Here is a 24,202-nt window from a genome sequence, read left to right on the forward strand (position 1 = left end):
TAGCTTTCTACCGAGGTTGCGGGACCGGAATGTTCAGTCGATCGTACTGAGAGCAGAACTTCGAGTAGGACGCCCGGACGTTTTCTGACGATGCTTCGGACCTGTAGATGGCGGCGACGGCAGCTCCCCACTTTTCGAATGTGGAGCTATCCGGGCCAAATGGCTCGAGCGCACCGAGCACGTTTTGCTTCGCTCGTTGAACGGGTACGCCGTTATCACGCCATACTGGGACGGTGGTTATCGTTGCAACGAGGATTCGGCATTGACCGACGGCTAGATTCGCCTCGACGTACGGCGTAGCTGGCTCAGCGGAAACCGTGCTTGCCATAAGTCCGATTGAGACGGCAAAGAAAAAAGCGGGCGCTCGTTTGCGGTGCACGATGTCGCTGACCACTCTATCTTCCCCATGTGTCGCCAAGCTCGCGGAACATTCTGCCGAGCATTATGCAACAGCCCAACATCAGGGTATAGGCGTCCTGTTTCGTGTTGTGGGATTGGTGGTATGCCAAGCGGCCGGCCGGCGTGAGATTTATCCGAATCGTCGCCGCGCGCTGCCTAATAGGTTTCGCTACCTTGCGGGCCATCGCCCGTGCGCGTCTTGCCTTATCGATGTCCACCACGTCGGCTATTGGACTTTCTGGGGCGACCATGACTTTCACTCCCTTCGGCGACTTGTTCCAGCGCATCTAGTTCATCGCGGAGAGCGGCCATGTTATCGCTTTCATGCTTCTTTTCATTGCCATGATTTACAGCAGAATCACGGTTCTTTTCATTGGAACTGTAGGAGGCGAGGGTCCCTGCAACGAAGCCACTTAGGGTTTTATCTAACGCCGCCTTGTCGGCCGGTCGTAGTTTTTCAAAATCCTCACGCGGCACCGAAAACGGCCAATCCTGCCGAGGTCTGCCATAGGCCGCCGCAGGCTCTGCGACACGCATCGTGCTTCCGCCGGTGGCGTACGGCGCTGCGCTGCGCACTTCCAGAGCAAGGCGCGGGCTGATGTCCTCCAGCCCCACACCGAAACCTTTGGCATAGGCCTTGGCCGCTTCCAGACTGATCGGGCGTACGGCGTTGATGTGCTGGTAGATCAGCGCCTGACCACCTTTGATGGCGTGCTCACGCGCGAACGCGGCGCGGTTCACGCCGGCAAAGCGCGCGCGCAGGGCAGCAGCTTCCTGTTCCATAGTCCAGATTTCCATATAGCAATGCTACAAATTTGTGGCTATAGCAAGGCTTGCTTTTTAGCTATAGCATCGCTATAGTTGTCGCCATGAACCTGTCCGACTACCTATCCAGCGGGGACGGCGCCATTGGTGCATCCGCGCTTGCGCATGCTGTGGGCGTCAGCCCGGCTCTTGTCTACCAGTGGCGGACGGGGCGCCGGCCTGTGCCGATTGAGCATTGCGCGGCGATCGAGCTGGCGACCGACGGCAAGGTGTCGCGCCGCGATCTTCGACCCGAAGACTTCGAGCGCATCTGGCCCGAGCTGGCCGCGAAGGAACCCGCAAATGCATGACCCCGACCCGCGCGAAGAGCGCATTCCCATTGGACCGTTGGACGTGTGACTTATGAGCATGCAGCCAGTATCAACGGATGAGCAGGAAAGCACCCGCAAGATCGGTGCACGCCTGTACAGCGAGATCTTGCAGCGTCTTGCAGACGTCACGCAGGACCGTGCAGCCGAATTCATGGGCACATCTCCCAGCACGGTCAGTCGCATGAAGGAGGACGTCGAGCGGGTGTGCCATCTTCTCGCCGCCATCGATATCCAGCTTGCGCCGAGCGACTCCGTGGTGGTGGATCAGCGCGAGCAGCAGGCTATCGAGAGCCTGGCCTTCAAGTATCTGCAGGCGCGCCAGGAAACCTGGAAGCGCAAAAGCTGATGACCAGGATCGCGCTGCGCAAGGACGAAACCGGCAAGCTGGCCGGCCTGACCGAGGCTGACCGCCGCGCGTTCCAACGGTTCAAACGCAAGCTGGAGAACCTGCCCTTCGGCGCGACCATCACGTTCGAGCACCGCTTCCCGCGCAGCGGCAAGTTCCATCGCCTGCATTTCGCGATGCTGGGCGTGGTCTTCGATAACCAGGAACAGTTCACCGACCCGGAAGACCTGCGCAAATGGATTGAGGTCGGGGCAGGGCATTGTCAGCTGGTACCTGGCCCGGATGGAAAGCCCGTGGCGCTGCCGAAATCGGTCGCCTATGACTCGCTGGACGACGCCGAATTCTACGAGCACCACATCAAGGTGCTGGCCTTCCTGCGCTCGCGCCGCGCGACCAGGTTTCTGTGGCCTGCCGTCGACGATGAGGCGGCCGCGGCGGCGGTGGAAGGCATCCTGCAGGAGTTCGGGGCATGAAGGGCCGCAATCCTACCGCCGAGCAGCGGCGCTTCTGGGACATGCTGGTGAGCGAGGTCGGCTGCATCGCCAGCCGCAAGGACGGCATCACCGATCACCATTGCAGCATCCACCACATTGACGGCCGCACGAAGCCGGACGCGCACTGGCTGGTGCTGCCGCTGTCCGCCGGCAATCACATTGACGGCACCGGCGCGCCTGGCCGCATCGCGGTGCATCCCTGGAAGGCCCGGTTCGAAATCCAATACGGCGCGCAGGAAGACCTGCTGCGCGAGTGCATTCACATCCTGCTGGACCGCGGCTGCAAGGTGCCCGAAGGGGCTCTGCGCGCGGCCGGCGTATCTCGCCTGGAGGCTGCATGAGCATTCGCCTCATGACGGCCGTCTTCGATCGCTATCCAGAGGGAGGCGGCGAGATGCTGCTGGCCCTGGCAATCGCGGACCACGCGGACGATGACGGAACGTCGATATACCCCTCCATTTCCATGCTGGCAGCAAAGACGCGGCAGTCCGAACGCACAGTGCAATACCAGCTGCGCCGCATGGAACAGACGGGCTGGCTGATCCTAGTCAACGCTGGAAACGGTGGCCGCAGCCAGCGGCGCGAGTACCGCATCAACCCCGATTGGATAAAGGGTGCAGAAATTGCACCCCTCCAAAAGGGTGCAAACGACAGCACAAAGGGTGCAGGAAATGCACCGTTTACGGAAAGTAAAAAGGGTGCAATTGACGACTTAAAGGGTGCAATCCACGACATAAAGGGTGCAAACGACAGCACAAAAGGGTGCAACCCGTTGCACCCGCATATAACCGTCATAGAACCATCAGAAGAACCGTCAGGAACCATCAGTAATCGCGCGCGCAAACCAAAGGCTCCAGCGTTCGATGCGACGACAGTCGATCTGCCGGACTGGTTGCCGACTGAAATCTGGGAGCGTTGGGTCCGACACCGCATCCAGCTGAAAAAGCCGATCACCGAAGAAGCGGCCCGCCAGCAGCTCGAGGATTTGGCGGCCTACCGCCGGCAGGGGCACGACCCGGTCGAGATCATCAAGCACAGCATCGGCAAGAGCTGGCAGGGCCTGTTCGCGCCGAAACAGCCCTTTGGGCAACGAGCCGCGCCGGCGGCGAACGAAAGCCAGCGCCGCCGCGAGGAGTTCCTGCGCCTGGCAGGCCAGGGTGGCGCCGATAGCCGCACCATCGACATGGAGCCCATCTGATGCGCGCCCAGGACCTCCCGGAGTTTGCCGACCTGCTGGCCGGCGTGTTCGATGCCTACAACCGCGTGGCGCCGCAGCCCACGACACAGATGCTGTGGCTGCGCATGCTGGAGCCCTACGAGTTCCAGGCCGTCAGCGCTGCCTTCACGCAGTACGTGGCAACGGAGCCGAAGTTCCCGCCCACGCCGGCGCAGATCCTGGCGCTGCTGGGGCAGGGTGCCGGTGACAGCCGGCCCGGTGCGGATGAAGCATGGGCTGTGGCACTGACCGCGCGCGACGAAGCGGCGACCGTGGTCTGGACCGCCGAAACCGCGCAGGCCTTCGCTGCCTGCCGGCCCGTGCTTGACCTGGGCGACGAAATCGGCGCGCGCATGGCGTTCCGGCAGGCCTATGACCGGCTGGTGAACCAAGCGCGCCAGCGCGGCATCGCGCCGCGGTGGCAGGCCTCCCTGGGCTGGGACATGGCGCAGCGCGAGGCTGTCCTGGTCAAGGCCGCCGACACTGGGCTGCTTCCCGCGCCGCACGTTGCCGCGCTGCTGCCGCCGCCGGCCACCGTTGAGGAAGGCGAGGCTGGAGAAGCTGCGCGTACCGCCATTGCCAAGATCCGCAACATGCTGTCCGCCGCCGTCAGCCCGTCCGAAAAGCAGCGCCGCGCCGCCGAAGTCGAGCGGGTTCGCCTTGAGCGGCTGAAAGCCGATTCCGCCGAGAAGGTGCGTACCTACCAGGAGCGGCAGGAATGAAGAACGCTTACGCCGAAGCCAGCGCCGCGGTCAGCGGCGAAACCGACGTGCCTGGCACGTACGGCATGTGCGCTGCCAACGGCTGCTGCCTACCGGGCACGATGAGTTCCAGCACGCAGGGCCCGAAGGACTGGCATTGCCGGCTGCACTTCGGCGCACCGCGGGCAGAGTGGGACGACATCACCGCAAGGATTCATAACCGGCGCGACCTTTTCAAGGCGGCGCTCTGGCTGGTTAACCGGGCAAAGGGAAACGCGGTCTCCGACAAGGCGGAATCCCGCATCAAGGCCATGGGCCGCGCGGAACTGTTGACGGGGGCAGACGGCAAAGCGCATCGGACGGCATACGCCCTGGGGAATCACATGCTCCAGGTCTTAGGTCGTGAATGCCGCGCACCGCAGAAAAACATGGGCGTCCCCAGCGCCACGCTCGGCACCAGCTGGATCGACACCGACGAAGAGAAGGAATACGCAGCATGAACCCCATACGCGTTGGCGACGATTTGCCCCGCTGGGCCCAGCGGTTGGTGGAGTTGATGGATTACCCCGTCGACCAGGTACAGGCCACCCAGAACTGGCGCCGACGACTCGGCCTCATTCGGCGCGCATACGGTCAGTTTCAGCGCCGGGTCGACGCAGGCATGGCCAGCTGGATGGAGTTCGATCCATACATCGTTGGCGATTGGGCATCCATCCTGACGCCGATAGAGCTGGCCGTCTGGGAGAACATCCGCCGCCGCGGACTGCCTATGTGGCCGCAGTTGCCCGTGGGCCGGTTCTTCGTGGACTTCGGCAATCCGGTCAAGCGCGTGGCGATCGAATGCGACGGCGCCGCTTATCACGACGCCCGGCGGGATGGGATACGCGACGCCGAACTGGCGCGCGACGGGTGGCTGGTTTACCGCATTCCGGGCTGGCAATGCATGCGCGATTGGGACCTGCCTGCTGGCTACGAGGATTGGGACCACGAGACCTATGCCGCCTATGTCGCGGAGCAGAGATCCCAGACGGCGGATCCGATTATGGAAGCCGTCGCCTCCCACTTCCCGGAGTTCGCCAAATGACCCAAACCCTGTACACCGCGCAGGACGCGGATCCGTTCGACCCGCTGGCCGGCACGCTGCACCGTCTTATCGATCCCCCTCTGTGCAAGGGAGCGTTCGTGTTCGGCAGCGCCTGCGGAAAGTGCGCGCGGTGCGCCGCTGATCCCATGAACCCGATCAACCTGCCGCCCACAATCCAGGACGAAAAAATTAACACGTCCATCCTGGCCCTGGACCTGGCAAATCACACCGGCTGGGCTGTGCGCCGGCGCGACGGGAAAATCCTGCACGGCGTGGAGACGTTCAGCCCGCGCGCCAGCTGGTCGCCGGGTCAGCGCTGGCAGCGGTTCCGCTCCTGGTTGGCTGAGACCATCGTCGCCCACAACATCAATGCCCTGGCGTACGAAATCGTGATCCAGGCCCAGGGACGCTCCAGCGTGTCCGCTGGCGACGTTTACGGCGGATTCAAGGCCGTCATGGAGATGGTCGCGGACAGCCACCGACTGGAGATCCATCCCGTCCACGTGGCCACCGTGAAAAAGACTTGGACCGGAGACCACCAGGCCAAGAAACCGGAAATGGTCATGCAGGCCAAGGCCCGCGGCTTCCGCGTCGAGGACGACAACGAGGCGGACGCCCTGGCCATACTGCATTGGGCCATGGCCAAAGAGGCAGGCACCTGGAAGCCGACGCCCAAGCGCCCGAAGCCTAAGACCAAGCGCGCGCCGAAGGCGCAGAAGGAGCTGCTATGACCAACAAACCCATGCCGTCGCGCGACGCGCAGGTTATCGCGCGCACTCTGGCCGGCGAATCTGCCGCCTCGATAGCCGAGGACATGCATATCAGCAAAGGGCGCATATCCCAGATCCTGGTCCGAAATGGCCTGGGCGGCCGGCTGAAACACCCGGGGCTGTCCTGCATTCAATGGTCGGTGCGGCAGACCGTCAGCGGATCATGGCTGTGTTCCGGTGGCGGCCAGTCCCGTCTGGCCGGCACTCCGCAGGCAGCCTTCGAACTGTGGAAGGCGGATCTGCTGGGGCAGTCCACGAAAACCGCCCAGCCGCAGGTCGCGACGCCGCCGCGGACACCCTCGAAGCCAGACGCCTTAAGGCTGCCCGCCGGCATGCTGCATCTCGCCCAGCGCGCTGCCGCCGCCCAGCCACGCCTGATGAACATGGGTAGCCGGGTACGGGAAGGCGGTGTGCTGTGAGCTGGGCCGAACGCTGGGAAAGGGGAGATCCCGCGAAGGTCCTGGAACGAAAGCAGGAAATGCAAGCGCGGCGGCCATCCAAGGAAGCCGCGCTGGCAAGGATTGAGCGTCTTTTTGCGGGGGAAGATATGGCGCGCGAGATGGATTTCCGGACGAAGATCGGCCCGGAACTGCATGAACGGCTGGAGAACTGGGGTTGGGTCATGCGCGACAAGATCACGCCTGGCACCAGCCCTACGGCGAAGATCTGCCACCAGTTGGCGGTCATGGCCGGCAAATACAAACCGGAGCACCACAGCGAACCGCCCACACGTGCCCAGACCGCCGACGCCGCGGAGATTGAACAGGCCTGGCGCAACGAGCTGATGCCCATGAAGGCAAAGATGATGCTGGCCGGCTACTACACCTACCGCCTGCACCCGCACCGGGTATGCCGCGCCGCCGCGATCCGCTTTGCTGACTTCGACGCGGAGATGGGGCGAGCATGCGGCTTTCTCGCAACAATTCTGGAGCGTCTTGCAGCCAGACGAAATAGGGCCCAGAATCCCCTTCACAACTTGACAGCCGACACGCCATGCGTGGCCGAGTAGATGGGAGCCTGAGCGGCTCCCTCCGCTCGCCTGGAAGAAAGAGAGCCCTGGAAATCGAACAGATTCCGGGGCTTTTTTCATGAGGCTGAAAATGAAGGTCGATGAATTGGACGAAGGCCTGCGGCGCGCCTTAGAGCGCAGTCAGGGGAAGTTTGCCATGCAACAGTTGGTTATCGCCGATATAGGCGATGCGATGGCGCAGCCTTTCGCGCACACGGCTGAACAAAAACTTCGGCTGAAGAGCCGATCGCTTGCGGCGAAGACGCGGGCTTTGGTCGTCCATGATCAAGCCCTGACGCTCTACCCACGCAGCACGAAATAGACAACGCCCCAAGCCACCGGCGCGGGGCATCCAGAGCATCGAGCGGATGCAGTTGGGCATGGCAGGCCGGCGCAAGCCGCCGCCCGGACAAGCTGGGGGTGTCCGTAACAACTCCAGTCGCGCGCCCCTGTCTTTCCTTCGTTGAGGCAGGGGCGTGCAATTCTGCTTTCACCGGTTGCCTGCTTCGTGCAGGGCCGCGAAGGGCCGTCTCCTCCTGGTGCGCGGTCTATCGAGGCGGGCAACCCGTGGGAGCAGCCGCCGCAATCGTCCAGCCAGCAGCGCGCCAGAGGCCAATGCTGCACTCGGCGATGACGCCGAACCGCTGGCAACGACCGGCGCCGCCCGTAGCAGTGCCCCATAAGGCAGACCAACACGGCCACGTGCTGTCAGGGGCGGGCCCCACAACTTTCGAGAACACTATGCTCAAAGTCGTCTTCGTGCCGTCGCCCTGCGTCTTGCAGACCACAGGCGAAAGAATCGCCGAAGGCGCAAGCATTCCTCCCGACGATCTCGCGGCGTTGCTGAAGGCTGCTGCCAACCAGTGGCAGGCCGACCAGGGCAAGATCGCCTACCTGGAATCGCTGCTGCTCAGGAAATAGCCATGGCCGCCAACACCTGCGAGGTCACGTTCCGCATGGCGTGGTGGTGGCGCTGGTACGCCTCCGGCGTCATCCTGACCGCAGCACTGACCGGCCTGGAGCCAGACGCCGACCGCGCTACCGCCGTGGCCCGGCGTGCCATTCGCATCGGCAGGCCATTTTTCAGAGCAACACCATGACCGACACCCAGAAGCAGCCGCCCGACTGGGAGCGGATCGAGGCTCAGTACCGGACCGGCATTGCCTCCCTGCGCGAAATCGCCAAGATGCACGGCATCACCGAGGCGGCGATCCGCAAGCGCGCCAAGCGCGACGAGTGGCCCCGTGACCTGAATGCCAGGGTGCAAGCCAAGGCCGAAGAGCTGGTACGCAGGGAGGAAGTTCGCAGGCTAAGTACGCAGTCGGCGGTACGCAGCGAGTCCAGTGCGCACCGCGTCAAGGAAGAGATCGCCATCGGCGCCCAGGCGCTGGCCGAAGTGAAGCTCCGGCACAAGTCGACCATCCGCCGGATGCGCGAGGCCACTGAGGCCATGCTGACCGAGTTGGAGGCGGAAACCGGAAACCCGGAACTATTCCGAGACCTGGCCGAGTTCCTGCGCAGCGATGAAGAGGGAGCCCAGGGCAAGCGCGAAGCTGTCTATCAGCGCGCGATCTCCATGGCGTCGCGCATCGACGGCCTGAAAAAGCTGGCCGACACCCTGAAGGTTTTGATCGCCCTGGAACGCGAGGCGTACGGCATCCAGCCGGTCCCGCAGGAAATCAACCTGAACACGAAGCCGCGCAGGGCCGATGACCTCACAGACGAAGAACTACTTGCCATCGCGGGAGGAAGCGGCGAGGGAGCTGCTGATCCGCCGCAGGGCGAGAACTGATGTCCTGACATACGCCGGGGCGATCGAGATCCCTGGCAAGCCGCTGTCTGAGGATGATCCGGACGCTGAGCTGTTCCAACCGGTCGAAACCAGGATGGCGGCGCACCATCGGCTGGTGCTGGCCAAGCTGGAAGAGACCGCGGCGCGCCGCCACGGCCGCATGATGATCTTCATGCCGCCGGGCTCCGCCAAATCGACGTACGCGTCGGTCGTGTTCCCTTCCCGCTATCTGGGCGCCGCCCCGAGCCGCCAGGTGATCCTGGCCAGCTACGGCGATGACCTGGCCCGCAAGATGGGCCGACGCACCCGGGCGATCATCAAGCAGGCCCGGTACCGGAACATCTTCGGTGCTGGCCTGGTGTCGGATTCGAACGCCGCCCAGGAGTTCGGCCTGAGCAACGGCAGCCAGTACATGGCCTGCGGCATCCTCTCGGGGATCACCGGCAACCGCGCGCACGGCATCATCGTCGACGACCCGATCAAGGGCCGCGAACAGGCGAACTCGGAGACGATCCGCAATAAAACGTGGGACGCCTACGAGGACGACCTGAAAACGCGCCTGATCCCGGGCGGCTGGATCGTCATCATCCAGACGCGCTGGCATGAGGACGACCTGGCCGGCCGGATACTTCCGGAAGACTGGAAGGGCGAAAGCGGTCGCATCCTCTGCCGCGATGGCAATGAGTGGGAAGTCCTGTGCCTGCAGGCCCGGTGCGAGGTCGACAACGATCCGCTGGGCCGCGCGCGGGGCGAATACCTTTGGCCGGAGTGGTTCGACAGGCAGCACTGGGCGCAATTCGAAGGCAACCCGCGCACGTGGTCAGCGCTGTATCAGCAGCTGCCGACGCCGCTGGACGGCGACCTGTTCAAGCCCGACCAGATCCAGGTCGTCGACGCGCTGCCCGCCGGTCGCATCGACTGGGTACGCGGCTGGGACTTCGCCAGCACCGAGGGCGACGGCGACTTCACCGCCGGTCCGAAGTTGGGAAGGCTGCCAACCGGCCAGTTCATCATCGGTGACATGGTGCGCGGTCAATGGGGGCCGGACCGGCGCGACAAGGCGCTGGAGAACACCGCGGCGCTGGACGGCCACCAGGTGCGCATCAGCATCCCGCAGGACCCGGGCCAGGCCGGCAAGACCCAGGTGCTGTACCTGACGCGCGGAATGCCCGGCTACCGGATGGTCAGTTCCCCCGAAAGCGGCGACAAGATTGTGCGCGCCGAGCCCTTCGCCGCCCAGGTCAACGTCGGCAATGTGCTGATGCTGCGTGGCGACTGGAACAAGGCGTTGATAGACGAATTGCGGTCATTCCCGAACGGCAAGCACGACGACCAGGTGGACGGCCTTTCCCGGGCGTTCGCCGAGCTGATCGTCAAGCGGCCAATGCAGATCAATCCCGAGGCACTGAAACGCGCATGAAGTTGTTCAACTGGATACGCCGGCGGCAACCCGAGCCCGGCGCCACAGTTGCGCCCGCGCCGCGCAAAGAGCCGGGGATGAAGATCTCGCCCATGGCGCTGGCGCATGCCGCGCACCAGCCGCTGGAGAAAGCACTGGGTCGGGGTAGCTTTGGCCGGCCAGACCTGATCCCTGGGGTGGTTCCGCCGGCGCTGGAGGACGAAGTCCTGGCCATGGACAGCGCCCTGGCTCCCGTATTCGCCTATGTCAACCCGGCATGGGCGGGCATGGGTTTCATCGGCTACCCGTACCTGGCTGAGCTCTCCCAGCGCCCCGAGTACCGGAAGATGTCCGATGTCATCGCCAAGGAGATGACGCGGAAGTGGATCAAGCTGGAAAGCACGGGCGACGACGACAAGACCGACAAGATCCAGAAGATCGAGAAGGCCATGCGCCGGTACGGCCTGCGCCGGAAGTTCCGCGAAGCTGCGTTGCAGGATGGCCTATTCGGCCGGTCCCAGATCTACATCGACGTGAAGACGCCGTCCGGGCAGCCTGCCAAGGCACTCCCGGACGAACTGAAGACGCCGCTGATCCGCGCCAAGGCCAAGATCACCACGGGGAGCCTGATCGGGTTCAAGGTCATCGAGCCCGTGTGGACGACGCCCTACCTGTACAGCAGCGACGACCCGACGCGGCCCGACTTCTACAAGCCGACGTCCTGGTTCGTGCTGGGCAAGGAATACCACGCCTCGCGGTTGCTGAACTTCGTGTCGCGCGAGGTGCCGGATATCCTCAAGCCGTCATACAACTTCGGCGGCCTGTCCATGACGCAACTGGCCATCGCCTACGTGGACAACTGGCTGCGCACGCGCCAGAGCGTGGCGGATCTGATCAGCGGGTTCTCGGTCGGCGTATTGAAGACGAACATGGGATCGCTGCTGAGCGGCGATCCGGGCGACAGCGTGTTCACGCGTCTGGACCTGTTCAACCGGACGCGCAGCAACCGCGGCGCTTGGGCGATCGACAAGGAAAGCGAGGAGTTCGAGTTCCAGAACGTGCCTCTGGCTGGCCTGGACAAACTTCAGGCGCAGTCCCAGGAGCAGATGGCCGCGGTATCCAGCATCCCGCTGGTGAAGCTGCTGGGTATCACGCCCAGCGGCCTGAACGCCTCCAGCGATGGCGAGATCCGCGTCTTCTACGACGAGATCCTGGCCATGCAGGAAGCGCTGTTCCGCGACAACCTGCAGGCCTGCCTGGAGGTGATCCAGCTGTCCGAACTCGGCGAGATCGACCCGGAAATCACGTTCTCCTTCGTGCCGCTGTGGCAGCCGTCCGAAACCGAGAAGGCCGGGGTGCGCAAGAGCGACGCGGAAACGGATGCCTCCCTGATCGGCGCCGGTGTCATCACGCCGCAGGAAGCGCGCGAGCGCCTGGCTGCCGACCCGGAGAATGGCTATCACTCGCTGGAGGTCGACCCCGAGGACGACGATGACTTCGAGGAAGACGAAGACGACGACCTGAACGGAGCCCCGAATGGCGGACCTGGTATCCCCAACCGGTAAGCCCATACCGCTGCGCGCGGTGCATCCGAATGCTGGCGTGCAGGCCGCCTACCGGCGCCGGCTCCAGAAGCTGGTCGACGAGATGCAGCGCTCGCTGGTGTTCTGGGTGCAGGCGGCCTATCGGCAGAATCAGCCAGAGATAGCCCAGGACGAAAGCCCGGCCGCGACCCTGCGCAAGACGATGGGGCGCTTGGCCCGGATGTGGCAGCGCCGCTTCAACGAGGCCTCCCAGCCGGTGGCGCAACGCTTCGCCGAGCAGTCCATGTCAGCGGCGGATATCTCGCTGCGCGACAGCCTACGGCAGAAGGGATTCAGCGTCGAATTCCAGATGACGCGCGCGGCCAATGACGTCTTCCAGGCCACCGTCGGAGAGAACGTCGGGCTGATCAAGTCCATCGCCGCCGAGCACCTGCAGGAGGTCGAAGGCTTGGTCATGCGGTCGGTGCAGCAGGGCCGCAAGCTGGACGAACTGTCCAAGGACCTGGAGGCGCGGTACCAGATCACCAAGCGCCGCGCGGCGTTCATCGCCCGGGACCAGAACGACAAGGCCACCGCGACGATCACCCGCGTGCGCCAGCAGGGCCTCGGCATCAAGACCGCGCGCTGGCTGCACTCCGCCGGCGGCAAGCACCCGCGCCCGTCGCATGTGGCGGCCAGCGGAAAGACCTACGACGTGGACAAGGGCATGTACATCGATGGCGAGTACATCCGGCCCGGCGAGCTGCCGAACTGCCGATGTGTGGCGCAGAGCGTGATACCGGGATTCGACGATGAATGAAACAGCGATGCAAGAGCCGTCCATTGAAATCAACGGCCAGAAGCTCACGCCTGCGCAATCCGCAGTCGTGCGCGTAGCCGTGACCCAATTCCAAAGCGATATCCAAGCGAATCCCGAAGCGTTTGGCGGCGACGAGCATGGTGTTGCTATGGCCGAGGCTTACATGGCTCGTAGCGCCGAGGTGCTTCTATTGCTGCTTACGGCAGATTGAGGTCGACGATGAGTAAATACAGCGACCTCCTGGCGATGGACCGGGCCTCCGTGCGTAGCGTGGATGCCTACGGCCGCATGTACGTCGAGGTGTCGAACATCAGCAAGGCCACGGTCAACCCGTACCGGGGAAGCGAGATTCCCGACTGGGACGAGCTGAACCTGGACCCGGACCGCATCTATTTCCTGCTGCGTGATCCGGACGAGCTGGCCAAGGCGGCACCGACCTTCAACGGGATCCAGCTGCTGCATATCCATATCCCGGTGGACGCGAACCAGCCCCGCAAGGAGCGGGTCGTGGGCTGCACCGGCACGGACGCCGTATTCCAGGCGCCGTACCTGAAGAATTCCCTCGTCGTATGGGACGCCGTAGCGATCGCGGGCATCGAGTCGGACGAGCAGAAGGAGCTTTCGAGCGCCTACGGCTACCGTGCCGACATGACGCCTGGGACGTATGAAGGCATCGCATACGACGGGGTTATGCGAGACATCCGCGGCAACCACGTCGCGCTTGTCGAAGTGGGCCGGGCAGGCCCGGACGTGGTTGTAGGCGACTCTAACCTATCGGAGAATCCGAACATGAAGTACAGCAAAACCGCGATCGCCGTCGCCGGGGCGCTGAAGGCGTATCTGCGCCCGAAGCTGGCCCAGGATGCCGCGATCGGCGATCTCGGGCCCTTGGTCAAGGGTCTGACCGCCAAGAACGTCACCAGCGAGAAGGCGCGTTTGCTGCGCGCCGTCGAAACCCGATTCAAGGGTAAGCTGGCGCAGGACGCCGACCTGGCCGACCTGGCCGAGGTGATCGACACCTTCAAGGAAGGCGAGGCGATCGCCGGCGACGACGATATGCCGGCAGACCCGGATCCGGCCGATCCCGACCTGGCGAACGACGACGAGCTGATGGGCAAGCTGCGCGAGCTCATCTCCGCGAAGCTCAGCCCCGAGCTGGCCGGCCAGGTCATGAAGGCGCTGGGCGAGCCGGAAGGAGCCGCGGACTCTCCGCCCGAATTCGAAGGCAAACCCAAGGACCCCGAAATGGTATCGAAACCCGCCATGGACTCCGCCATCCAGAAGGCGACCGCCGAAGCCGAGCAGAAGGTGATCCAGCGCATGCAGGCCGTGCGCATCGCCGAGCAGGAAGTGCGGCCGCTGGTCGGCGATGTTGTCGCGATGGACTCCGCCGAGGACGTCTACAAGTTCGCCCTGGATGCCGCCGGCGTGGACCTGAAGGACGTTCCCCCCGCGGCCTACCGTTCGCTGGTCAAGATGCAGCTGCAGCACGCCGCTGTCCAGAAAACCCCGCGCGTGGCGATGGACGCGAAAGCCGAAAAAGGCTTCGCTGACGCCTACCCCCACGCTGCCAACGTACAGGTGCTCTGATCATGGGATTTCAGACTCAAGTCTATCAACAGCCGAACCCCGCGGTAGCCGGTGACTTCGCGAGCGCGAACCCGCGCGCCACGTACCTGGCGGGCCCGGGCGCGCTGGTTGCCGGCGCCGCTGGCGTGACGGTCGGCCGTTTCGCATGGGAAGTGGACGGCGTCGTCAACAACTTCGGCATCGGGCAGCCCGCCGGCTTCTGCCATCGCGAGCAGCAAGGCGTCATCACGATCTGGCTGGCTGAAGCGTCGATGCTGATCCCCGAAGGCCTGATGGTCACTCTGCACAACCTGGGCGACTTCTGGGCGACGGTCGGCAACGACGTCAACAAGGGCCAGAAGGTCTTCGTCTCCGTATCGGACGGGTCGGTGAAGGGCGGAAACCCGGGCGACGTCATCGACGACGGCGCTCATTTCACCGCGGCGATTGCCGGGACCACGATGACGGTTTCGGCGGTCGCATCCGGCACCCTGCGCGTGGGCCAGCCGGTGGCGGGCGCGGGCGTCACGGCCGGCACCATCATCACTGCGCTAGGCACCGGCACCGGCGGCACGGGCACCTACACGGTGAGCGCGTCGCAGACCGTCTCCAGCGAATCCATGACCACGACCAACAGCATCGAGACGTCCTGGTTCATCGCCAGCGATGCCGACTCGGGTCAGCTGGTCAAGATCACCTCCACGAACCTGGGGTAAGGAAATCATGCAACGACACGCAGACTTTCAACGCCTGGAACAGGTGTTCGGAATCTTCTTCCCCGGCGCGATGGACTATTTGCCGAAAGATTTCCGCAACAACTTCCAGATGGCCATGGATGCCGCAGGCCCCCTGGTCACGACTCCCAACTCGGCTGTACCGAGTTTCCTGACCAACTACGTCGACCCGGAACTGACCCGGGTGCTGACCACGCCGATGAAGGCCGCCCAGATCCTGGGCGAGGCCAAGAAAGGCGACTGGGTCACGCTGACCGCCACGTTCCCGGTGGTGGAATCGACCGGCGAAGTGAGCTCGTACGGCGACTACAGCAACAACGGCGTCGCCGGCGCGAATACCAACTTCCCGCAGCGCGAGTCCTACCACTACCAGACCATGACCCAATGGGGTGAACGTGAGCTGGAAATGGCGGGCCTGGCGAAGATCGGCTGGTCCGCGGAGCTGAATGTGGCCAGCGCTCTGGTGCTGAACAAGTTCCAGAACCAGAGCTACTTCTTCGGTGTGGCCAATCTGCGGAACTACGGCCTGCTGAACGATCCGAGCCTGTCGGCGCCCTTGACGCCGAATGCGACGGGCACCGGTAGCGGCACGCTGTGGTCGACCAAGGACGCGAACGCGATCTATGACGACATCGTCAAGATCTTCAAGCAGCTGCAGTCCCAGACGGGCGGCATCATCGACGCCCAGCAGGCCATGGTCCTGGCCATGTCTCCGGAATCCTCGGTCTACCTGACGAAGACGAATCAGTACAACGTCAACGTCTACGACCTGCTGAAGAAGAACTACCCGAACATCCGTTTCGAAACGGCTGTCGAGTACAGCACGGACGCGGGCGAGCTGGTACAGCTGATCGCCGACTCGATCGAAGGCCAGCGCACCGGGTACTGCGCGTTCACGGAGAAGATGCGGGCGCATCCGATCATCCAGCAGCCGTCGGCCTGGGTGCAGAAGAAGTCGCAAGGCACCTGGGGCGCCGTGATCCGGATGCCGATGGGCATCGCCTCCATGATCGGCGTCTGATCCCAGACTGCTGCAACCGGCAATAGGCCGCCTTCGGGCGGCCTTTTTCATTTCCGAGGAAGAAATGGCGAACATCACTGTCGCATGCAAGCTGCCCAATGGCCTGGTCCTGGATCTGGGCGGAAAGAAAGTGGTCCTCAAAGGCTCCCGTGATCGCGATGCGGTGGCCGGCTTCGGCCTGACGCAGGTCGACGATGGCTTCTGGTCGACCTGGGCCACCACGTATAAGGACTTCCCTGCGCTCAAGCGCGGCCTGATCTTCGCGCATGCCAAGGAATCGGGCGCCGCGGCGGAGTCCAAGGAAAAGCAGGACGTCAAGAGCGGCCTGGAAGGTCTGGATCCGGAGAAGCCCGGCACCAAGCTCAAGCCCGAGAACTACGAGGGCATGCCCAAGCCGGCGGAGTAAGCCATGGCCAGCGGCGTGGTGATCTTCGACCCGGCGGCGTTCAAGGAGGTCTATCCGACATTCGCCACACTGTCGGATCCGCAGTTGGATAACGCGTTCAATACGGCGACGCTGTACCTGAACAACACGCCGCGCAGCCAGGTCGCAGATGTAGTGCGGCGCGCGCTGCTGCTGAACCTCCTGACGGCCCATATCGCCGCCATGCAATACGGCGAGAACGGGCAGCCCCCTTCTCCGCTGGTGGGGCGCATCAACAGCGCGGCAGAGGGCAGCGTCAATGTCGGCACGGACTACCCGGTCCAGCCCGGCTCGCAGGCCTGGTATATCCAGACGCAGTATGGCGCGATGTTCTGGGAGGCGACCGCGTGGCTGCGTGTGGGGCGCTATGTGCCGGGCCCTTGTGGAGTTCCTGTTTCGGTGACGATTCCATGGCGACCATAGGACTGTCCGGCGGCGCGGCCCTGGAAGCGAAGCTGGCCGAGATCGCGAAGAAGGTAGGCGAGGGGGGCACGCTTCGCGTGGGCTTTCTGGAAGGCGCGACGTATCCGGACGGCACACCCGTTCCGTACGTCGCCGCCATCCAGGAGTTCGGCGATCCTGGTCACAACCTGCCTGCGCGCCCGTTCTTCCGCAGCATGATCGCGGACAAGTCCGGGAAGTGGGGCGCCGCGCTGGGCAAGATCGCCGTGTCCACGGACTACGACATCGACCAGACCCTGGGCCAGATGGGCGAAGGGATCAAGGGCCAACTGCAGGGGTCTATCCAGCAGCTCACATCCCCGCCGCTGGCGCCCTCCACGGTGGCGGCCAAGGGCTTCGACAAGCCCTTGATCGACACGGGCCACATGATCCAGAGCGTCGATTACGAGGTGGACACGTGAACCTACACCGAATTGTCGCCCCGGTCATCGCCGCGGTGAACCCGATGATCAGCGCCACGGTGAAGTACAGCACGGGCTTCGTGAAAGACCCCGACACGTATGAGCAGGTGCCGTCCTACAACGTCGTCGAGGGCGCCCAGATCCAGGTGCAGGCCCTTACCGGGAAGGACCTCGCCCAGCTGCAGGGGCTGAATCTCCAGGGGGTCGTACGGGCGATCTACCTGTACGGCGACACCCAGGGCGTGAATCGGCCGAGCCAGAAAGGCGGGGACCTGATCATTTTTGACAGCCAGACCTGGCTCACCGTGACGGTGCTGGAGACCTGGCCAGGCTGGTCCAAAGTGGCCGCCACGCTGCAGATGGATCCCTGATGCCTACCATTTCGATCACCGAGAACAACCTGTTCAAGGCACTGGGGGATTTCCTGACCTCCATCGTCGGGAACATCGTTGTCAAGGGCCAGGTGAACCGGGTGCCGATGCCGACCGGCGATGCGGTGTACATGACTCCGGGCACATCGGTGCAGCTCGCCACTGTCGTCCAGACCTACACCGACCAGGGCAACGTCCACACCTCGAACTTCAGGCAGTCCAAGCAGTGGGCCGCGCAGATCGATTGCTACGGCGCGGGCGCGAACGACAACGCCGCGGCGATTTCCACGGCGCTCCGCACGATCTACGCCTGCGATTTCTTCAGAGCAACCGGCCTGGATATCCAGCCGCTGTACGCCACCGATCCACAACAGCTACCGCTCATCACCGGCGAAAACCAGTATCTGGAACGCTGGGGATTGCAAGCGGTGCTTCAGTACAACCCGATCATCACGGTCACGCAGGAGTTTGCGGATCAGCTGGAGATCGGCCTTATCAACGTCGACGCGACTTTTCCAGCCGGAGCTTAAGCAATGTCGATCCCTGCAAGTGAAATCGTCCAGGTAAATCCTGGCGTGATCAGCGCCGGAGGCTCTGCGCTTGATCTGAACGGCCTGATCCTGACGAACAACGGCAGCGTGCCGATCGGCCAGGTCATGAGCTTTGCGACCGCGGCCGATGTCGCCGATTTCTTCGGGCCCACTTCGCCCGAGGCTGCTGCGGCCAGCATCTACTTCCTGGGCTTCGACAATTCCACGAAGAAGCCGGGCTCGCTGCTGTTTGCCCAGTATCCGGCGGCCGACGTCGCCGCGTATCTGCGCAGCGGCTCGCTGGCGGGAATGACGCTGGACCAGCTCAAGGCCCTGTCCGGCGTGCTGACCATCACGGTCGACGGCACGCCGGTCACGTCCAGCAGCATCAGCCTGTCGTCCGCGACCAGCTTTTCGAATGCCGCCACGATCATCGCCGCCGCCTTCACCGGCGGGCCGGCTGTCACCTACGACAGCATCCTGTCCGCCTTCGTGTTCACCTCGGGGACGACAGGCGAGGAATCGACGATCGGCTATGCCAGCGGAACGCTATCCGCCGGCCTGAAGCTGACCTCGGCAACCGGCGCGGTCTTGTCGCAAGGGGCCGTTGCGGGCGTTCCTGCGAATGTCATGGGGCAAATCGTGGCGGTCACCCAGAACTGGGCGGCCTTCACGACGATGTTCGAGCCCGATACGGACGGGAAACTGGCGTTCTCCGCATGGACGAATGCCCAGAACAACCGGTATGTCTACGTCGGCTGGGATACGGACGAGCAGGCGATTGTTCAGGGATCGACCACCGCCTGGGGCGTGCAGGTCAAGGCGGCCGAGTACTCCGGCACGGTCTGCATCTACCAGAGCCTGGACGATGCAGTCTTCGTGCTGGGCACCACCGCGTCGATCGACTTCACGCGCACGAATGGCCGCATCACGTTCGCGTTCAAGGGCCAGTCCGGCCTGAGCGCGACCGTGACGGACGCCACGATCGCCAATACGCTGATCGCCAACGGCTACAACTTCTACGGGGATTACGCCACGGCGAACGACCAGTTCCGGTTCTTCTATCCTGGGCAGATCAGCGGCGACTTCCAGTGGATCGATTCCTACGTGAACGAGATCTGGCTGAACAACGCGCTGCAACAGGCCGATATGACGCTCCTGACGCAGGTCAACTCCATCCCGTACAACACGGCGGGCTACACCCTGCTGGAGCAGGCGAAGATGGACCCGATCAACGCGGCGCTGAACTTCGGCGCGATCCGGGCCGGCGTGACGCTGTCCGCGCTCCAGGCGGCGGAAGTGAACAACGCGGCGGGCGTGGAGATTGCCAGCACGCTGCAGACGCGCGGATGGTATCTGCAGATCCAGGACGCGGCGCCGCAGGTCCGACAGGCGCGCCAATCGCCTCCGCAGACGCTCTGGTACATGGACGGGCAGGCCGTCCAGAAGAGCACCCTGGCCTCCATCCTGATCCAGTAAGGGGAACACGCAATGTCGACTCTCACCAGCGCCAACTCGGTCTTGATGTTGGCCGTAGGCGGTGTATTTCCCGTCGCGCAGCAGATCCAGGGCTTCGCGACGGATGATGCTTTCACGGCCGACGCCGTCACGCCGGTCGAAACCCGGATGGGCGTGGACGGCAAGCTGTCGGGCGGCTATACGCCTTACCCGACGGTATTGCAGATCACGCTGCAGGCGGACTCCCCCTCGATCGCCATCTTCGAGGCCTGGGGAGCGGCGCAGAACGTCGCGCGCGAGGTTTTCACGAGCGACGCCACGGTTTCGATTCCCAGCGTCGGCAGCAAGTACGCCCTGACCAAGGGCTTCCTGACCAACTTCACGCCCATGCCGCCGAACCGGAAAATCCTGGAGCCGCAGACGTACACCATCACCTTCGAATCCTGCACTCCTTCCCCGATCTGATATGGCACGAAAAATCGAATCCGTCACCATCTCCTTCGCGGGCCGGGACAAGGGAAAGGTCTTCGTCCTGACCGAACTGCCGGCCACCGAAGGCGAAGAATGGGCCATGCGCGCGCTGTTCGCGCTCATGAACGCTGGCGTTGAAGTGCCCGAGAACATCGCCCAAGCTGGATTGTCTGGCCTTGCGGCGATGGGCATCGACGCGCTCAAAAAGCTGCCGTTCGAAGCCGCGAAACCGCTCTTCGATTCGATGCTGAAATGCATCCAGGTTCAGCCCAGTCCAGGCGTTGTTCGGCCGCTCATCGAAGACGATATCGAAGAGGTGGCGACGCGCCTCTTTCTGCGCAAGCGCATCCTGGCACTACACATGGATTTTTTTACGGCCGCCGCGCAATCGACTTCGGTCCAGGGCGCGGCCACGCAAACCGGCGCCTGATCCAGTACGCCAACCTGCCCCGGTCCGTTGGAATTGTCGTGTCGCGAGGGCTGGCGACCCTACACGAGCTGCAATCGGTGTACGGCGCGGAAGACCTGTACAACCTGCTGGAAATCATCGCCGTGGATGCCTACAACACCGCGATATTGAGCGAGCCAAGGAAATAGAATGCCGACCGTAATCGACGCGCTGGTCGTGACGCTGGGGCTGGATCCTTCGAAGTACACCCAGGGCAGCAAGAAGTTCGTCTCCGATTTCCGGAAGTCCAAGGAAGAGGCCGGGCGGATCACGTCCGAGATGACCGAGGACGAGCGCGCCGCGGCGAAGCAGCGCGAGGAGATCGCCAAGCAGGAGATGGCGGCGCGGACGGAATACGCCAAGCGTGTCGGCATGGCCATTTCCAAGGTACGCAATGAAGCGCTGGCGCTCCTGGGCGTCTTCACGGCCGGGCTGGGCATCAAGAACTTCGTCGGCCAGACGATCACCCAAGAAGCCGCGCTGAACCGCGTCTCCGAGAACCTGAGCATGAGCGCCCAGGACCTCGCGACCTGGCAGCTTGCCGCCAAGAATGCCGGCGGAACGATGGAGGGAATGACCGCGCAGCTGAAGGAATCGGCCGATGCGGTCGCAAACTTCAAGGCGGGCTTCGGTGCAGATTCGGGGATGCAGTTCTTCTTCCGGATGGGCGGCACCACGCAGGACCTGAAGGACGGCAACTCGTACTTGATGGCGCGGGCGAAGATCGTCGCTGACATCTACAAGACGGACCGGCAACGCGCGGCGGTGGTCGCGCAAGGCTTGGGCCTGGATCAGGCGCAGTTCAACCTGTACCGACTCGGACCGCAAGGCATCGCGCAGCGCCGCGCGGAACAGGCGCCCCTGGCCAACGAACTGGCGGCACAGTCCGCCGGCGCCGAAGCGCTGCGCCGCAAGTACGACTCCGCGATGAACCGTTTCTCCGCGGTCGGCGTCAACGTCCTAAATGCCGCGATGCCGTCGATCGATCTGATCGTCGACAAGATCATCGAACTGGGCAATTGGATCGTCGATCATAAGGACCAGCTGAACGCCGCCATCAAGGCATTCGTCGACGGGATGACCGAACTCCTGGGTGCGGTCGGGAAGTTTGTGACGAAGGCGTTCCCCCAGCAGGTGAGGGACCAGGCCAACGCCTCGAAGGACCCGGTGAAGGCGTACATGGACGCCGCGCATGATGCCTTGAAGGATGCCGTGACGGGAGGCATCAAGTACGACGATCCGCGGTTGAACGACTACGCCACCCAGGTCGAGAAGCGCGAAGGACTGCCCGCCGGCCTGCTGAACAGCATCAAGAACCGCGGCGAGCGCAGCAATCCCGATCAGGTGTCGCCGAAGGGTGCCATGGGCGTCATGCAGTTCATGCCGGACACCTGGAAGCAATATGGAAAGGGCGATCCAAAGGATCCGTATGCGTCCATCGACGCCGCCGGTCGGTACTTCAAGGATCTGCTCAAGCGCTACAACGGGAACGTCGACGCGGCAATCACCGAGTACAACGGTGGCGTCGCGCAGGCGCGCGCGGTCCAGGTGGGCGGCACTCCCTCCACCCCGGAGACGATCGCCTACCTGGAGAGGGTGCGGCGTGGTTTGCCAACGGATTCCACCGCGGCGGTGGTGAACGCGGCCCAAGCCGCACCGACCGTCGCGGCAGGCAATACGTCGACGAGCACGACTACCACGGAAACGAACTTCAACGGCCCTATCACCATCCATACGCCCGCGACCGATGGCCACGGGATCATGAGGGATCTGGTCCAGGGCGCTGGAAACTTGACGCTGGCGACCCAGGCCAATACCGGACTTCGATAATGCCGCTGATTCCCTTTCCCGACGTGCCGCAGGTACCGGGCGTGCCGGCAGTATTCCGCGACCTGACAATCCCGACGCTGCCGCAGTTGGCCAACATCGCGCTGGGCGGTCTGGCCGATTTGATCTTCGGCACGCCGCCCTGGGGCGTATTTACCCAGGACGGGGATAAAGTGTTGTTTCCGGATTCATTCCTCGGGATTCGATTCCGGAACGACGCGCGCGTAGCCAACGCGCCATTGGAGGCCGGCTCGTTCTCGTCCTACAACAAGGTCCAGACGCCATTCGATGCCGTACTTCGCATGGCCATCAGCGCGGATGTGGCTGCACGCCAGACGTTCCTGGGGACAGTGGGCGCTCTGGTGCAATCGACCGATCTGTACGCGGTGGTGACGCCGGAAATCTCCTACGGCAGCGTCAACATGGTGGGCTACAACTACAGCCGGACGGAGCGGCAAGGCACGACGCTCCTGGTGGTGGAAATGGCCTTTCAGGAGATCCGGCAATCGGCTGTCGCGCAGTTCTCCCAGGTGCAGGCGCCCAGCGGCGCAAATCCGGTGAATGATGGCCAGGTGCAGGCGATTCCGGTGCCTGACAGTGGGCCGCTGCAGGCTACGCCGCTAGAGGCTATCCAATGATGATCATCCCCCTGCAGGCCGTGCCATCGCAGGCGCTGAGCGTCGTGCTGGGCGGCCAGAACTGCCAGATCAATGTCTACCAGAAGTCGACAGGCCTGTTCCTGGACCTGTACGTCAACAACGCGCCCATCATCACCGCTGCGCTGTGTCTGGACCGCGTGCGGCTCGTGCGCACGACGTATCAGGGCTTCATCGGTGACCTGGCCGTCGCCGATACGCTGAGCACGTCCGACCCGTCCTATGAGGGGCTCGGCACCCGGTTCCAACTGCTCTACCTCGAATCCACGGATCTATGAGCTTCGTCAAGCGCCGAATCGACATCACGATCAGCCTGGGCGAGGGGCAGTTCGGAGAGCAGAAGGGGCCCGATGTGACATTGACGGGCCTTCGAACCTCCGCCGCCATCGTCGCGTACAACGGTGATGCGCAGGGGCAGCTTCAGCTTCGCGTATGGGGCATGGCGCTGGAAATGATGAATCGGTTGACGACCATCGGCCCCATCATGCCGCAGAAAAAAAAGAACTCCATCCTGGTTCAGGTTGGGGACGAAGAGAGCGCGCTGAGCACGGCGTACCGCGGCGAGATCATGACGGCCTACGGCGACTTCAATCAGGCGCCGATGCCGGTTTTCAACGTTATCGGTATGGCTGGCGGCATCAATGCTGTCAAACCGGTCTCCGCGTCGAGTTACCAGGGAGCGGCGGACGTCGCCACAATCGTGTCGCAGCTCTGTGCGCAGATGGGCTACAGCTTCGAGAACAATGGCGTCAACGTCCAGTTGTCGAATCCGTACTTCTCGGGCACGGCGCTGGATCAGCTGAAGGCCTGCGCGCGCGCCGCGAACATCCTGTATACGATCGATCGCGGCGTGCTTGCGATATGGCCGGCGAATGGGAGCCGTGCCGGCGACCCGGTGCTCATCTCTCCAGAGACAGGCCTTGTTGGCTATCCGGCGTTCTCCAGTGGCGGGATCATCTTCACGACGCTCTACAACCCCGCGCTGGCGCTTGGCGGCCGGGTGGACGTCCGAAGTTCATTGCCGGTCGCGGCCGGCGTCTGGAACATCTACTCAGTGGCCCACATGCTCGAAGCCGAAATGCTGGAGGGTGGGCAATGGTTCACGCAGGTTCAATGCTATAGGCCGATCGATGGCAACTGA

The 24,202-nt window shown here is 63.6% G+C and carries 36 protein-coding genes; 35 read left to right on the forward strand and 1 reads right to left on the reverse strand.

The window, feature by feature from the left end; translation table 11 throughout:
• Positions 1–603: 603 nt before the first annotated feature.
• Positions 604–1,182, reverse strand: a complete 579-nt coding sequence (locus CAL28_RS29725; RefSeq protein WP_176463953.1) for a hypothetical protein — start codon at positions 1,180–1,182, stop codon at positions 604–606.
• 86 nt (positions 1,183–1,268) lie between these two features.
• Here CAL28_RS29725 and CAL28_RS10550 point away from each other — a divergent pair, with 86 nt between their 5' ends.
• The 35 genes from CAL28_RS10550 to CAL28_RS10715 all read left to right on the forward strand — a co-directional run bounded on the left by CAL28_RS10550 (position 1,269) and on the right by CAL28_RS10715 (position 24,202).
• Positions 1,269–1,514, forward strand: coding sequence for a transcriptional regulator (locus CAL28_RS10550; protein ID WP_094841341.1), 246 nt, complete (start codon positions 1,269–1,271; stop codon positions 1,512–1,514).
• Positions 1,515–1,566: 52 nt separating this feature from the next.
• Entirely contained in the window at positions 1,567–1,881 is a 315-nt protein-coding gene (locus CAL28_RS10555) for a CII family transcriptional regulator (protein WP_094841342.1), read from the forward strand.
• Positions 1,881–2,354 (forward strand): hypothetical protein, encoded by a 474-nt coding sequence (locus CAL28_RS10560; RefSeq protein ID WP_094841343.1) that lies wholly within the window; start codon positions 1,881–1,883, stop codon positions 2,352–2,354. Before CAL28_RS10555 ends, CAL28_RS10560 begins: the two co-directional genes overlap by 1 nt.
• Positions 2,351–2,716 (forward strand): Ref family recombination enhancement nuclease, encoded by a 366-nt coding sequence (locus CAL28_RS10565; protein WP_094841344.1) that lies wholly within the window; start codon positions 2,351–2,353, stop codon positions 2,714–2,716. The genes CAL28_RS10560 and CAL28_RS10565 overlap by 4 nt, the downstream gene beginning before the upstream one ends.
• Positions 2,713–3,573 carry a helix-turn-helix domain-containing protein gene (locus tag CAL28_RS10570; RefSeq protein WP_094841345.1) on the forward strand — a complete coding sequence of 287 codons (861 nt, stop codon included), beginning with the start codon at positions 2,713–2,715 and terminating at the stop codon, positions 3,571–3,573. Before CAL28_RS10565 ends, CAL28_RS10570 begins: the two co-directional genes overlap by 4 nt.
• Positions 3,573–4,313, forward strand: coding sequence for a replicative helicase loader/inhibitor (locus CAL28_RS10575; protein WP_094841346.1), 741 nt, complete (start codon positions 3,573–3,575; stop codon positions 4,311–4,313). Before CAL28_RS10570 ends, CAL28_RS10575 begins: the two co-directional genes overlap by 1 nt.
• Complete coding sequence (locus CAL28_RS10580) at positions 4,310–4,792, forward strand: hypothetical protein (protein ID WP_094841347.1); 483 nt, start codon at positions 4,310–4,312, stop codon at positions 4,790–4,792. Before CAL28_RS10575 ends, CAL28_RS10580 begins: the two co-directional genes overlap by 4 nt.
• Positions 4,789–5,376: an endonuclease domain-containing protein gene (locus CAL28_RS10585; RefSeq protein WP_176463954.1), complete on the forward strand. Its 588-nt coding sequence runs from the start codon at positions 4,789–4,791 to the stop codon at positions 5,374–5,376. The genes CAL28_RS10580 and CAL28_RS10585 overlap by 4 nt, the downstream gene beginning before the upstream one ends.
• Entirely contained in the window at positions 5,373–6,107 is a 735-nt protein-coding gene (locus tag CAL28_RS10590; protein WP_176463955.1) for a hypothetical protein, read from the forward strand. Before CAL28_RS10585 ends, CAL28_RS10590 begins: the two co-directional genes overlap by 4 nt.
• The gene (locus tag CAL28_RS10595; RefSeq protein ID WP_094841349.1) at positions 6,104–6,565 is read left to right on the forward strand and encodes a hypothetical protein; all 462 of its coding nucleotides are present in this window, start codon (positions 6,104–6,106) and stop codon (positions 6,563–6,565) included. The genes CAL28_RS10590 and CAL28_RS10595 overlap by 4 nt, the downstream gene beginning before the upstream one ends.
• Complete coding sequence (locus CAL28_RS10600; RefSeq protein WP_141218165.1) at positions 6,562–7,155, forward strand: hypothetical protein; 594 nt, start codon at positions 6,562–6,564, stop codon at positions 7,153–7,155. The genes CAL28_RS10595 and CAL28_RS10600 overlap by 4 nt, the downstream gene beginning before the upstream one ends.
• 91 nt (positions 7,156–7,246) lie before the next feature.
• The gene (locus tag CAL28_RS10605; RefSeq protein WP_141218166.1) at positions 7,247–7,477 is read left to right on the forward strand and encodes a hypothetical protein; all 231 of its coding nucleotides are present in this window, start codon (positions 7,247–7,249) and stop codon (positions 7,475–7,477) included.
• Positions 7,478–7,896: 419 nt separating this feature from the next.
• Positions 7,897–8,076: a hypothetical protein gene (locus tag CAL28_RS10610; protein WP_094841352.1), complete on the forward strand. Its 180-nt coding sequence runs from the start codon at positions 7,897–7,899 to the stop codon at positions 8,074–8,076.
• A gap of 2 nt (positions 8,077–8,078) precedes the next feature.
• Complete coding sequence (locus tag CAL28_RS29730) at positions 8,079–8,255, forward strand: hypothetical protein (protein ID WP_176463956.1); 177 nt, start codon at positions 8,079–8,081, stop codon at positions 8,253–8,255.
• Positions 8,252–8,947, forward strand: coding sequence for a hypothetical protein (locus tag CAL28_RS10615; RefSeq protein ID WP_094841353.1), 696 nt, complete (start codon positions 8,252–8,254; stop codon positions 8,945–8,947). The genes CAL28_RS29730 and CAL28_RS10615 overlap by 4 nt, the downstream gene beginning before the upstream one ends.
• Positions 8,948–9,041: 94 nt before the next feature.
• Positions 9,042–10,367 (forward strand): phage terminase large subunit, encoded by a 1,326-nt coding sequence (gene terL / locus CAL28_RS10620; RefSeq protein ID WP_176463957.1) that lies wholly within the window; start codon positions 9,042–9,044, stop codon positions 10,365–10,367.
• Positions 10,364–11,911, forward strand: a complete 1,548-nt coding sequence (locus CAL28_RS10625; RefSeq protein WP_094841355.1) for a DUF1073 domain-containing protein — start codon at positions 10,364–10,366, stop codon at positions 11,909–11,911. Before terL ends, CAL28_RS10625 begins: the two co-directional genes overlap by 4 nt.
• Positions 11,883–12,689 carry a phage head morphogenesis protein gene (locus CAL28_RS10630; RefSeq protein ID WP_217906560.1) on the forward strand — a complete coding sequence of 269 codons (807 nt, stop codon included), beginning with the start codon at positions 11,883–11,885 and terminating at the stop codon, positions 12,687–12,689. Before CAL28_RS10625 ends, CAL28_RS10630 begins: the two co-directional genes overlap by 29 nt.
• Complete coding sequence (locus CAL28_RS10635; RefSeq protein WP_141218167.1) at positions 12,682–12,900, forward strand: hypothetical protein; 219 nt, start codon at positions 12,682–12,684, stop codon at positions 12,898–12,900. Before CAL28_RS10630 ends, CAL28_RS10635 begins: the two co-directional genes overlap by 8 nt.
• Positions 12,901–12,908: 8 nt before the next feature.
• Positions 12,909–14,279, forward strand: coding sequence for a DUF2213 domain-containing protein (locus CAL28_RS10640; RefSeq protein ID WP_094841357.1), 1,371 nt, complete (start codon positions 12,909–12,911; stop codon positions 14,277–14,279).
• 2 nt (positions 14,280–14,281) lie between these two features.
• The gene (locus CAL28_RS10645) at positions 14,282–14,974 is read left to right on the forward strand and encodes a structural cement protein Gp24 (protein ID WP_217906561.1); all 693 of its coding nucleotides are present in this window, start codon (positions 14,282–14,284) and stop codon (positions 14,972–14,974) included.
• A gap of 7 nt (positions 14,975–14,981) precedes the next feature.
• Complete coding sequence (locus CAL28_RS10650; RefSeq protein WP_094841359.1) at positions 14,982–16,013, forward strand: major capsid family protein; 1,032 nt, start codon at positions 14,982–14,984, stop codon at positions 16,011–16,013.
• 64 nt (positions 16,014–16,077) lie between these two features.
• Entirely contained in the window at positions 16,078–16,419 is a 342-nt protein-coding gene (locus CAL28_RS10655) for a hypothetical protein (protein WP_094841360.1), read from the forward strand.
• Positions 16,420–16,422: 3 nt separating this feature from the next.
• Positions 16,423–16,860: a DUF4054 domain-containing protein gene (locus CAL28_RS10660; protein WP_094841361.1), complete on the forward strand. Its 438-nt coding sequence runs from the start codon at positions 16,423–16,425 to the stop codon at positions 16,858–16,860.
• Positions 16,848–17,300, forward strand: a complete 453-nt coding sequence (locus CAL28_RS10665) for a hypothetical protein (protein WP_094841362.1) — start codon at positions 16,848–16,850, stop codon at positions 17,298–17,300. Before CAL28_RS10660 ends, CAL28_RS10665 begins: the two co-directional genes overlap by 13 nt.
• A complete protein-coding gene (locus CAL28_RS10670) occupies positions 17,297–17,671 on the forward strand; it encodes a hypothetical protein (protein WP_254926081.1) in 375 nt (124 codons plus the stop codon). The genes CAL28_RS10665 and CAL28_RS10670 overlap by 4 nt, the downstream gene beginning before the upstream one ends.
• Entirely contained in the window at positions 17,671–18,201 is a 531-nt protein-coding gene (locus CAL28_RS10675; RefSeq protein WP_094841363.1) for a phage neck terminator protein, read from the forward strand. The genes CAL28_RS10670 and CAL28_RS10675 overlap by 1 nt, the downstream gene beginning before the upstream one ends.
• 3 nt (positions 18,202–18,204) lie before the next feature.
• Entirely contained in the window at positions 18,205–19,680 is a 1,476-nt protein-coding gene (locus CAL28_RS10680) for a DUF3383 domain-containing protein (protein WP_094841364.1), read from the forward strand.
• Between the two features lie 12 nt (positions 19,681–19,692).
• Complete coding sequence (locus tag CAL28_RS10685) at positions 19,693–20,124, forward strand: phage tail fiber protein (RefSeq protein ID WP_094841365.1); 432 nt, start codon at positions 19,693–19,695, stop codon at positions 20,122–20,124.
• Position 20,125: 1 nt separating this feature from the next.
• Entirely contained in the window at positions 20,126–20,560 is a 435-nt protein-coding gene (locus tag CAL28_RS10690; protein ID WP_094841366.1) for a hypothetical protein, read from the forward strand.
• Between the two features lie 38 nt (positions 20,561–20,598).
• On the forward strand, positions 20,599–20,727 hold the full coding sequence (locus CAL28_RS10695) for a transcription elongation factor GreA (RefSeq protein ID WP_254926082.1): 129 nt from the start codon (positions 20,599–20,601) through the stop codon (positions 20,725–20,727).
• 1 nt (position 20,728) lies between these two features.
• Positions 20,729–22,408: a lytic transglycosylase domain-containing protein gene (locus CAL28_RS10700; RefSeq protein WP_254926083.1), complete on the forward strand. Its 1,680-nt coding sequence runs from the start codon at positions 20,729–20,731 to the stop codon at positions 22,406–22,408.
• Positions 22,408–23,043 (forward strand): hypothetical protein, encoded by a 636-nt coding sequence (locus CAL28_RS10705; protein WP_094841367.1) that lies wholly within the window; start codon positions 22,408–22,410, stop codon positions 23,041–23,043. The genes CAL28_RS10700 and CAL28_RS10705 overlap by 1 nt, the downstream gene beginning before the upstream one ends.
• On the forward strand, positions 23,040–23,339 hold the full coding sequence (locus CAL28_RS10710; protein WP_094841368.1) for a phage baseplate plug family protein: 300 nt from the start codon (positions 23,040–23,042) through the stop codon (positions 23,337–23,339). The genes CAL28_RS10705 and CAL28_RS10710 overlap by 4 nt, the downstream gene beginning before the upstream one ends.
• Positions 23,336–24,202 carry a baseplate hub protein gene (locus CAL28_RS10715; protein WP_094841369.1) on the forward strand — a complete coding sequence of 289 codons (867 nt, stop codon included), beginning with the start codon at positions 23,336–23,338 and terminating at the stop codon, positions 24,200–24,202. Before CAL28_RS10710 ends, CAL28_RS10715 begins: the two co-directional genes overlap by 4 nt.

Source organism: Bordetella genomosp. 11, from assembly GCF_002261215.1.
GTDB lineage: Bacteria > Pseudomonadota > Gammaproteobacteria > Burkholderiales > Burkholderiaceae_B > Bordetella_C.